This window comes from Sphingomonas sp. SRS2 (assembly GCF_000971055.1).
Lineage (GTDB): Bacteria > Pseudomonadota > Alphaproteobacteria > Sphingomonadales > Sphingomonadaceae > Rhizorhabdus.
The window spans coordinates 19,216-30,038 of sequence record NZ_LARW01000114.1; the positions used below are offsets into that span (position 1 = coordinate 19,216).

General features: G+C 67.4%; 10 protein-coding genes. 8 read left to right on the plus strand and 2 right to left on the minus strand.

Translation table 11 applies throughout. The annotated features are described in order from the left end of the window. Positions 1–2: 2 nt before the first annotated feature. Positions 3–1,142 carry a GGDEF domain-containing protein gene (locus tag WP12_RS18470; protein ID WP_160299250.1) on the minus strand — a complete coding sequence of 380 codons (1,140 nt, stop codon included), beginning with the start codon at positions 1,140–1,142 and terminating at the stop codon, positions 3–5. Between the two features lie 359 nt (positions 1,143–1,501). Between WP12_RS18470 and WP12_RS18475 the strand changes: the two genes are divergently transcribed. Continuing rightward, positions 1,502–2,074: a hypothetical protein gene (locus WP12_RS18475; RefSeq protein ID WP_160299251.1), complete on the plus strand. Its 573-nt coding sequence runs from the start codon at positions 1,502–1,504 to the stop codon at positions 2,072–2,074. Between the two features lie 101 nt (positions 2,075–2,175). On the opposite strand, the gene WP12_RS18480 is transcribed toward WP12_RS18475, so the two are convergent. Further along, positions 2,176–3,528: an aminotransferase-like domain-containing protein gene (locus WP12_RS18480; protein ID WP_046195167.1), complete on the minus strand. Its 1,353-nt coding sequence runs from the start codon at positions 3,526–3,528 to the stop codon at positions 2,176–2,178. Positions 3,529–3,610: 82 nt separating this feature from the next. Between WP12_RS18480 and WP12_RS18485 the strand changes: the two genes are divergently transcribed. From WP12_RS18485 to WP12_RS18515, 7 genes are all read left to right on the plus strand, one after another. Then, positions 3,611–4,042, plus strand: coding sequence for a DUF983 domain-containing protein (locus tag WP12_RS18485; protein ID WP_046195175.1), 432 nt, complete (start codon positions 3,611–3,613; stop codon positions 4,040–4,042). Continuing rightward, positions 4,039–4,275 carry a hypothetical protein gene (locus tag WP12_RS18490; RefSeq protein WP_046195168.1) on the plus strand — a complete coding sequence of 79 codons (237 nt, stop codon included), beginning with the start codon at positions 4,039–4,041 and terminating at the stop codon, positions 4,273–4,275. The genes WP12_RS18485 and WP12_RS18490 overlap by 4 nt, the downstream gene beginning before the upstream one ends. Next, entirely contained in the window at positions 4,269–4,532 is a 264-nt protein-coding gene (locus tag WP12_RS18495) for a hypothetical protein (protein WP_046195169.1), read from the plus strand. Before WP12_RS18490 ends, WP12_RS18495 begins: the two co-directional genes overlap by 7 nt. Before the next feature lie 22 nt (positions 4,533–4,554). Continuing rightward, positions 4,555–4,872, plus strand: coding sequence for a hypothetical protein (locus tag WP12_RS18500; RefSeq protein WP_046195170.1), 318 nt, complete (start codon positions 4,555–4,557; stop codon positions 4,870–4,872). A 67-nt stretch (positions 4,873–4,939) separates the two neighbouring features. After that, positions 4,940–6,925: a TonB-dependent receptor plug domain-containing protein gene (locus WP12_RS18505; protein ID WP_046195176.1), complete on the plus strand. Its 1,986-nt coding sequence runs from the start codon at positions 4,940–4,942 to the stop codon at positions 6,923–6,925. Between the two features lie 61 nt (positions 6,926–6,986). Next, a complete protein-coding gene (locus WP12_RS18510) occupies positions 6,987–9,749 on the plus strand; it encodes a [protein-PII] uridylyltransferase (protein WP_046195171.1) in 2,763 nt (920 codons plus the stop codon). Positions 9,750–10,086: 337 nt separating this feature from the next. Further along, positions 10,087–10,823 (plus strand): outer membrane protein (locus tag WP12_RS18515; protein ID WP_046195177.1); only part of this gene is annotated, 737 nt, incomplete at its 3' end.

The following is a 10,823-nucleotide window of genomic DNA, read 5'->3' on the forward strand; positions in this document are numbered from 1 at the left end:
CCTCAGAAAGCGCGGGCGGCGCCCGGATTGGCCCAGGATTTCGGTTCGCTGGCCCATTTCGAACGGCCATCGCCGACGACGCGCGAGGCTTCCTGCCGGGCGCGGTTGGCGGCGTGGTGGGCGACGTTCAGCAGCCGGTCCAGATCGGCGTCTTGCTGAATTTCGAGCGCATAGCCGACATGCGCGCTGATTCGCAGATCCTGTCCCGACATCAGGTAGGAACGGGTGACGACGTCGACGGCCTGATGCGCGAGCAGCTCCGCGCGGCGCGGCTGCAACAGCCCGGACTGGACGATCCCGAACTCGGCCCCGCTAAGCCGCACCACGAACTCGCCCGGCCCCATCAGCCGCGCCAGCCGTTCGGCGACCGCCTTGAGCAGCGCGTCGCCGGTTGGATAGCCCAGCCGGTGGTTGATCGCTTCGACCCCGTCGATCTCCAGACAATGGAGCGCGATCATCTCCGCCCCCGGCGTCGGCGCGATCAGCTGGCCGAAGCGCTCGCGCAGGCCGATGCGATTGGGAAGGCCGGTGAGTTCGTCGCGACGGTCGACCGTCGACAGCATGTTCTGCAAGGCGAATTGTCGGGAGGTCGCCTGATAGCGGCGCAACATGCTCTCGATCCCGCCGGCGAGGAACAGCGCGGTGAGCAGGCCGACACCCCAATTGCCCGGGCCAGGCAGGAAGAGGCTGGTGACTATCGTCGGGACGATCGCGATAATGGCGCTGGGGATGCCGATCCAGGGTCTGAGCGAGATACCGGCGGCGACGCCCGCGCCATAGCCGAACAGCAACCCGACCAGCAGCAGCCGCTCGTCAACCGAGCCGATCGCGAATGCGCGCGCCGCGAACAGGCCAAAGAACAGCGCGAAGGCAAGGTAGAAGACGGCGAAGCGCCGCTCGAGTTTGCCGGCGCGGACACCGGTGAAGCCGGGGCGTTGCACCTCCTTGCGATGCATCAGCAAAATCGCGACGCGGCCAATTATGGCGATCGTGGCGCCGGCAAGCAGGCCGATCAAGATCGGATCATGCGAATGGATGCTGATCCAGCCTCCGATGATCAGGAAGCTGCTGGCCATGATCAGGGTCGGGGACAGCGTGGTGAAGATGGTGCAGACCAGCGCGACGTAGACGTCTTCGGTCATGCGGAGGCCATTGCCTGTACCCATCATAGGCAGGTCCGGATCCAGGAGCGCGCGATTCCCATGCCATTGGGGGAGTCGGGTCGCTGGCGCGAATCGGGACAGGTCATGACGAGCAACATAGGCGAGGGGGCTTTCTCACAATCGCCGGACGCGTCCCCAAGCCGCCAGCACGATGGTCTACCGCTGAATAAACGTATTTCGGCGGTCCGGGGTACATCGGGAGTCTTACCTAAGTGTTCGCCCCTAAGCCGTGAGGGGTGCTGAACGTTCGTCCATTCGCACCGTTGGTTCATCGAAACTGCGTTGCAGCAGATCGCGATGCCTCCAATTCTCCTGCCGAACCGAGCTGGAGAAATGTGATGAGCAGGCAGATGTCCAGGGCGACGCGATTGGGTGCGGCAGCGGCGCTGGCCGCGCTGATGATCGGCGGCGCGGTGGCCGCGACCACCGCGCCGCATATCGCCCCGATCCCGCCGGTGCCGCCTGCCCCGATTGCCGCGCCCAACCCACCGGCCCCGCCGGCGGCGCCCGCTGCCCCGTTGCCGCCGCGTGGCATGGCGGACGATGGCCGGCTCAGCGCCGCCGAGCGGGCCGAGATTCACGAGGCCGTCATCGAGGCGCGGGAGGCCGCACGGGAGGCGGCGCGCGAGGCGATCGAGGCGCAACGCGAAGTCGCCGGGGCCCAGCGCGAGGCGGGCGAAGCTCGCCGCGAGGCGCTGGCCGCCGCCGCCCAGGCGCGCAACGCCGCCCTGGCCCGCGCTGGCCGTTCGCATCCCGAAGATCGCGTCGAGGTCCGCGCCGCGCTGGCGGATGCGCGCGCATCGGTCGCACAGGCGCGCGGCATGGCGGAGGAAGATCGCCGGGCGGCCCTCTCGGGGATCGATCGGGCGCTTTCGGGACTCGACCGGAAACATGGGCCGGTGCTGCAGTAGTTCGGATCGCTCAGATAAACCCGCTCATCCCGCGGACCGTGACGTCGTCCAGACACGATCTCGACGAGCCCGATGGCTCTTCAGGATGAGCGGCTAGTTCGTCACAGACCCTCTTCGATCATCCCCCTCAGTCCGGCGAAGGCTCGCCCCAGCCGGACATGATCGATCGCGCCGCCGATCGAGATGCGCAGCGCGGATTCGGCGGTGGCGGGGTCGACCGCGAAGGCGCTGCCCGGCACGATCGAGAGGCCAGTGGGGCTGAGGCGCGCGGCGAGCGCTGCGGGATCGGCGTCCTGCGGCAGGCGCAGCCAGATATGATAGCCCTCCGGATGCGCGGCATGGTCGATCCCGGTCAGGAACGGCGCTGCGATCCGCTGGCGCGCCATGCCTTCGGCGCGGACCTTGGCGACGAGTTCGCCGAACAGGCCGTCACGTAGCCACAGGGTGACCAGCGCGGCGTTGAGCGGCGGGGCCATGATCGCAGTCTCGTGGATATCCCCCGCTAGCCGTCGCGCCGCCTGTGCCGAAGGCGCGCGGACATGGGCGACGCGCAGCACCGGCGAGATGATCTTGGCCGCGCTGGCGATATGCCAGGTGCATTCGGGGGCGAGCGCGGCGAGCGGGGGCAGTGGTTTTGCGGGCAGCTGTCCATAGGCGTCGTCCTCGATCAGGATCAGCCCGTGGCGGCGGATGATCGCCGCCAGCCATAGCCGCCGTTCGATGTCGAGCGTCGCACTGGTCGGATTATCGTTGGTGGGTACGATGTACACCGCCTTCGCACCCGCGAGCGCCGCTGCCTGGATCGCATCGGGATCGAGCCCGTCACCATCGCCCGTCACTACGCGCACGTGCAGCCCGAAACGACGAGCAAGCGCGAGCAGGCCGGGATAGGTCGATCGCCCGGCGCAGATGATATCGCCGGGCGCGAACATCGTGCCGATGATCGCGTGGAGCGCGTTCTGCCCGCCCGCGGTGACGACCACCTCTTCCTCGCCGGTGGTTATTCCTCGCCGAGCAAAGGCGATCGCCGCCTCCTGCCGGTCACGTAGCGCGCCGCCGCTCGGCTGATATTGCAGCAACGGCGATTGACCGCCCGCGCGGAGCAGCTTCGTCATCCCGGTGCGGATCGCCTCCGGCAGCAGCGCCGATCCCGGCTGGGGCGGCATGATCATGCCATTGTCGCCGGTCAGATCGGCGAGCGGAAGGCCGGCGCTGTTGCGGACATAGCTGCCGAGCCGTCCCGCCCCTTCGATCAGCCCGGCGTCGCGCGCCATGCCATAGGCGCGCGTCACCGTCGTGAGGTCGACCCCGAGCCGGTCGGCGAGCGCCCGCTGCGGCGGCAGGCGCTCGCCGGGGCGCAGCGCCCCGGTGCGCACCGCCTGCTCGATCGCATCGGCGATGGCCAGATATTTGGGGCCGGGGCTGTCGGGCAGCCGCTCAAGCCAGCTTTGCATGGATTATGCCCGCGATTATGTCTGGTTGTGGTATCCATACAATATCCTACATCGCAGGCAATATCCGGTAAGGAGCTTTGCGATGTCCGATCATGAGCGCGTCTGGCCCCGCCTCGAACCCGTCGAAACCGGGGTGCGTGGCCGCTGCCCGCGTTGCGGCGAGGGCCGCTTGTTCGACGGCTTTCTGAAACTGCGCTCCGAATGCGACCAGTGTGGGCTCAGTTATGATTTCGCCGATCCCGCAGACGGGCCGGCCTTCTTCGTGATCTGCTTCGGCTGCATCCCTGCCGTCACCTTCGCGCTGATGCTCGAAATCTGGTTCACTCCACCGCTCTGGGTGCAGCTGTGCACCTCAGTGCCGCTGCTGCTGATCACCTGCATCCTGCCGCTGCGGCCGTTGAAGGGCTGGCTGGTGTGCAGCCAATATTTCTTCAAGGCCGGCGAGGGACGGATCAGCCGGCCATGGCGGCCCTATGGCGCCGACGGGCCGCTGGTCGAGCCGCGCAAGCCGTGACCCACGACTCCGACGATCTGCGCGCCGCGCGGGCGGCGGCGGCGAAGCTGTTCGATCAGCGCGGCTATGCCCGCGAGGCGGCGATGGTGCGCGCGGGCGAGGGCGACGACTTCGCCGAAGTCCGCACCGCGCTGTCGCTGCTGGCCATTCTGGCGGCGGGATCGATCGCAAGCCCCGCGCCGCGCCCGACCGCCACGCGTGCCGGGCACCGCCTGTCCGGCGAGGAATGCTGAGCGAAGCCGCCGTCCTGCTGTGGTGCGCCGGCGCGGTGATCGTCATGACGATCGCGATGGCGAAGGACCGGTCGTCGATCGGCTGGCTCCTGCTTGCGCTGCTTGGCGGCCCGCTGGCGCTTGCGATGGTGCTGCGCTTGCCCTCAACCGGCTTATACGCCGCGATCGTGCCCGAGCCCGGGGCGATGGAGCTATGTCCTGCCTGCTGCGAACCGGTGCGCCGCGATCGGACCGCATGCCGCCATTGCGGTGCCTGACCGGAGGCCCTAAGGCGCGGACATGCGCCGCTTCCTGCATCTGCTGATCCTCACGGCCGTGCTGTGCTGCGGCGTGCATATCGGCAATGAGGCGCAGGCGCGCGAGCATGTCGCGCAGCAACTGCTCGAGACCCAGGATCATGACGATAGCGGCGCTGCGCCGCATGGCGCCCCTGGGAATGCCGCCGATGGCGGGCATCATCATTGCCCGGCCGCCCCGGGCCCTCGCGCGGCATCGATCGGTGGCGCCATCGTGGTCAAGGCGATCCTGTGCGCCGCGCCAGTCGCCGTGCTGTACAGCCGTTCGCAGCAGCCACCGGTGGAGCCGCCGTCAGCCTGAAATGCCGAAAAAATCGCGCCGGCCCTGCCGCCCGCGCGATCCTTTCAGTTTTTCAGGAGATTTTTTCATGCGCATTCTTACGCGCGCGGTCCTGCTTGCGGGACCCGTCTTGCTGACGGCCGACATGGCCGCCGCCCAGATACCCCCCGCTGCCGCTCCGATCGAAGCCGATCCCGATCATGGCAATGATATCATCGTTCAGGCGACCCGATCGCGCCGCCGGGTGCAGGACGAGCCTGTCCGTGTCGAGGTCGTCAACCGCGAGGAGATCGAGGAGAAGATCCTGATGCGGCCCGGCAATGTCGCGACGATCCTCAGCGAGACAGGCGGCTTGCGGGTTCAGGTGACGTCTCCCGCGCTCGGCGCGGCGAACATCCGCGTGCAGGGGATGGACGGCCGCTTCACCCAGCTGCTCGCGGACGGCCTACCCCTCTATGGCGGGCAGGCGTCCTCGCTGGGCCTGCTTCAGATCCCCCCGACCGATCTCGGTCAGGTCGAGGTGATCAAGGGGGCGTCCTCGGCGCTCTATGGCCCCTCCGCGCTGGGCGGGGTGATCAACCTCGTCTCTCGCCGCCCGCGCGCTTTCGCCGAAACCGAAGTGCTGCTCAACGCGACCAGCCGCAACGGACAGGATGCGACGGCCTATCTGGCGTCGCCACTTTCGGAGAGCTGGAGCGGCTCGATCACCGGCGGGCTGCACCGTCAGCGCCGCCAGGACATCGACGACGATGGCTGGATCGACATGCCCGGCTATCGGCGCGCGACGGTGCGTCCCCGGCTGTTCTGGAACGGCGAGGCCGACCAGAGCCTGTTCGTGACGCTGGGCGCGATGACCGAGACGCGGGCCGGCGGCACCCTCGCCAGACGGACGGTGCCCGACGGCAGCGCCTTCGCGCAGACTCAGCGCAGCACCCGCTATGATGGAGGGTTGGTGGCCAGCCTGCCGGTCGAAGGACTCGGCACGGTCAGCGTACGGGGCGCCGGGATGACGCAACGGCATCGGCATGTCTTTGGTGCGGTCGCCGAGTGGGACCGGCATGGCACCCTGTTCGCCGAAGCATCGCTGGCGGGCGAAAGCGGCGGCAGCAACTGGGTCGGTGGGGTCGCCTGGCAGAGCGACAGCTTCCACTCGAAGACCTTTCCTAGCTTCGACTACAGCTATCGCGTGCCCGGCATCTTCGCCCAGCTTGAACAGGAGATCGCCGATACGCTGACCCTCGCCGGCAGCGGGCGTGTCGATGCTCATAACCGCTATGGCACCCGGCTCAGCCCGCGCCTGTCGCTGCTGTGGCGTCCTGGCCCGTGGACGGTGCGCGCGTCGGGCGGGCGCGGCTTCTATGCCCCGACGCCGTTCGTTGAGGAGATTGAGGCGGCGGGACTGTCGCGGCTGGAGCCGCTGCAGGGATTACGCGCCGAAACCGCGCGGACGGCCTCACTCGATCTCGGCTATGCTAAAGGTCCGATCGAGGCGACCGCCACCCTCTTCGGCTCGAACATGCGCGGCACGACCGAGCTGGACCCGTTCGGCACCGGACCATCGGGATTCCCCGAGCGGGTCCGGCTGGTCAACATCGCGGGTGAGAGCCGGATACGCGGCGGGGAACTGCTGCTGCGCTATCGCTGGCCCGCTGTCACCGTGACCGGCAGCTATGTTCATGTCGACGCGACCGAGCCCGATCCGGCGGGGGGCCGTCGCGCCAAGCCGCTGACCCCGCGCCACAGCGCCGGCATCGTCGCGATGTGGGAAAAGGAGGACAGCGGGCGGATCGGCTTCGAGTTCTACTATACCGGCCGCCAGTCGCTCGAAGACAATCCGTACCGGACGCGGAGCAAACCCTATGTCGAGATCGGTATGCTGGGGGAAATCGCGGTCGGACGGGCGCGCTTGTTTCTGAACGCCGAGAATATCCTGGGAGCGCGCCAGACGCGGCACGACCCCCTGCCGCGCCCGGCGCGCGCCGCCGACGGGCGCTGGACGGTCGACGTCTGGGGGCCGACCGAGGGGTTCGTGCTCAACGGCGGCGTCCGGTTCCGCTTTGGCGGAGAGGACTGATGGGCGGAGGTGGAGGCGCTTGGCGCTTCCACCTCCGCCCATTCCTCCTTATGTGCGCAGCATGGCCACCAAGTTCGACCTGCTGCCGCATCGCCGCGCGATCATCGATCGCCGGGCGGTCGCCGATGCGCTGGGCGACCTGCTGCCGGGGAGCAGCGACACCGCGGCGCTACGCGGCGGGGCGACGGCGATCCTGAAGGGGGCGCTCGACACCGCGCGGGCGGAGATCGCCCGGCGGCTGGAGGAAGCGCCGATCCGGGGCTCCGAGACAGCGGCGGCCTATGCCTTCCTGACCGACCAGATATTGCGGCTGATCTACGACTTCACGACCGAGCGGCTCTATCCGATCAACAACCCGTCCGCCGCCGAGCGGCTGACGCTGATGGCGGTCGGCGGTTACGGGCGCGGCGAGATGGCGCTCCATTCGGATGTCGACATCGCCTTCCTGACCCCGTGGAAGCAGACCAGCTGGTCCGAACAGGTCATCGAATCGATGCTCTATTCGATGTGGGACCTTGGCCTGAAGGTCGGCCATTCGAGCCGCTCGCTCGACGAGATGTTGCGCATGGCGAAAAGCGACCTGACGATTCGTACCGCGCTGCTCGAAGGACGCTTCGTCTGGGGCGATGAGGCGCTGTACGACGAGGCGAGCCTGTCGTTCCGTCGCGACATCGTCGCCGGCACCGCAAAGACCTTCGTCACGGAGAAGCTGGCCGAGCGTAACCTGCGCCACCAGCGGATGGGTGACAGCCGCTATGTCGTCGAGCCCAATCTGAAGGAAGGCAAGGGCGGCCTGCGCGATCTGCACACGCTGTTCTGGATCGGCAAATATGTCCATCAGGTGCTGTCGGTCGCCGAGCTGGTCGACAAGGGACTGCTGACCCGGGCCGAGCTGCGCCAGTTCCAGAAGGCCGAGAATTTCCTGTGGGCGGTGCGCTGCCACCTCCACATCATCGCGGCGCGGCCCGAGGAGCGGCTGACCTTCGACGTCCAGCCCGAGATCGCCCGGCGGATGCGCTATGCCGATCGCCCCGGCAAATCGGCGGTCGAGCGCTTCATGCAGCATTATTTCCTGATGGCGAAGCGGGTCGGCGACCTGACCGCGATCTTCCTGGCGCATATCGACGAGAGTTTCGCCGGACGCGGGCGGCGCTTCGGCCTGCCCAGCCTGCGCCGCAAGCCGACCAGGCTCGACGGCTTCGTGCTCGAACGCGGGCGGCTCGCCATCCCCTCGGACGATTTCTTCGCACAGGATCCCATCCGTCTGATCCAGATGTTCGTCATCGCCGACCGCCAGGGGCTGGAGATCCATCCGCTGGCGATGCGCGCGGCGGGGCGCGATGCGCGGCTGATCGACAATGCCGTTCGCCGCGATCCGCGCGCCAACGCCCTGTTCATGGATGTGCTGACATCGCACCACACGCCCGAGGCGGTGCTGCGCTGGATGAACGAGGCCGGGGTGTTCGGCCGCTTCGTGCCCGATTTCGGCCGCGTCGTCGCGCAGATGCAGTTCGACATGTACCATCATTACACGGTCGACGAACATTCGATCCGCGCGCTCGGCCTGCTCAGCCAGATCGAGAAGGGCGAGCTGAAGGACGATCATCCGATCTCGTCGCAGGTGATCCAGGGCGTGCTGTCGCGCCGCGTGCTCTATACCGCGGTGCTGCTCCACGACATCGCCAAGGGGCGCGGCGGCGATCATAGCGAATTGGGGGCCGAGGTCGCCGAAAAGCTGGGTCCGCGCTTCGGGCTGACCGCGGCCGAAACCGAAACGGTGGCGTGGCTGGTGCGCTATCACCTCGTGATGTCGGACACCGCGTTCAAGCGCGACCTGTCGGATTTCAAGACGATCCTCGACTTCGCCGAGCGGGTGCAGTCGCCCGAACGGCTGCGCCTGCTGCTGTGCCTGACGGTGGTCGACATCCGCGCCGTGGGGCCCGGCGTGTGGAACAGCTGGAAGGCGCAGCTGCTCGGCAATCTCTATACGGCGGCGGAGGAGGTGCTGCGGCTCGGCCACAAGCAGACCGGGCGGCGCGAGCGCATCTCGGCCAAACATGCGCAGCTGCAGGAGCGGCTGGGATGGGATGATGCGCGCTTCGCCAAATATGTCACGCGTTTCCCGGAGGCCTATTGGGTCGCCGAGAGCGTCGATATCCTGGAGGGCAATGCCCGGATGATCGAGGTCGCCGATGCCGGGAACAAGGCGCTGTCGATCGTCGCGTCGCCCGATCCGGATCGCGGCGCGACGCTGGTCAGCATCTATGCGGGCGACCATCCCGGCCTGTTCTACCGCATCGCCGGCGCGATCCATCTCGCCGGCGCCAACGTCATCGACGCGCGCATCCACACGACCCGCGACGGCATGGCGATCGACAATCTCCTCGTCCAGGACCCGTTTGGCCAGCCCTTTGACGAGGACGACCGGATGCGGCGGCTGAGCATCGCGATCGAGGATGCGCTCGCCAACCGCAACCGCATGGCCGACCGGCTGCTCGCCAAGCCAAATGCGCGTCCGCGCTCCGACGCCTTCTCGATCGAGCCCGCCGCGCTCATCGATAACCGCGCATCGAACCGCTATACGGTGATCGAGGTCAACGCCCGCGACCGCCCGGCGCTGCTCTATGCGCTCGCCCATGCGCTGTTCCAGGCGAAGGTGATGATCCACTCGGCCCATATCGCCACCTATGGCGAACGCGCGGTCGACGTCTTCTATGTGGCGGATCTGACCGGCGACAAGATCACCAGCACGGCGCGACTGAAGACCCTCGAGCGCCTGGTGGTCGACGCCGCGGCGGGAGCGCCGGCGCGCAAGGCGGCCTAGAGCGATTTCGAGGCAGATGGGTTCATCTGCCGGCTCGGAAATCGCGTTAAAACAAAGAATTAGAACGGCCGATCTGATGCAATCAGATCGTGAACCGCTCTAGCGAGCACGACGCTTCAGCGGGATTGTTGCTTTCTTGCAACGGTTCACCGTCGTTCCACAGATAAAGTCGGTTCGAGGAAACTTCGTCCGGGTCGCGTCGTTTACCGCCCGTTCGGAACTCCGATACGTGGCCGGAACGGCGAGTTTGTTCCACGCCCCGGCTCAATGAGGGACCGGGCCTGTGCGTTTTCAGGTGAACCATGTCCGGTCGGGCATAATTGAACAGGGATATAACATGCGCAAGTTTGCCTTAATGGCGGCGCTGGCCGCGACGGCGCTCGCCGGACCGGCCTTCGCCCGTGACGATAGCTGGTATGTCGGCATCGAAGGCGGCGTGATGAAGCCGCGTGACACCAAATTCGACGTCGGCCCGTCGCCCTTCTCGCCCGTCGGTGGCCGGACCACCGTCGAGCACAAGCTCGGCTACGATGTCGATGCCGTGCTCGGCTACGACTTCGGCATGATCCGGCTCGAAGAGGAAATCACCTTCAAGAGCGCCCGGGTGAAGAGCATCACCACCGGCCCAGCGCGCACTCCGGCCAATGCCGGCGGCATCGGCGCCCCTCCCGGCGTCTATCCCGACGCTTCGGGCAAGACGACCGCGCTCGGCGTGATGGTCAATGCGCTGTTCGATTTCGGCGATGACGACGGTCTGTCCTTCTATGCCGGCGGCGGCGCGGGCATCGCGGGCGTCAAGCTCGAGAACTACAACGTCTCGGGCGACGACTTCATCGACTTCAAGCTCGCCAAGCGCTTTGCGTGGCAGGCGATCGCCGGCGTCCGCTATGCGGTCGGCCCCAATCTCGATGTCGGCGTGAAATATCGCTATTACACCATCACCAAGGTTCGCCCGTACGACGTCGCCACCGCACGGTATGACGGCAAGTGGCGGTCGCACAGCGCGCTGCTGAGCCTCATCTACAACATCGGCGGCCGCGCCGAAGCGGCTCCCCCCCCCCCCCCGCCCCCGCC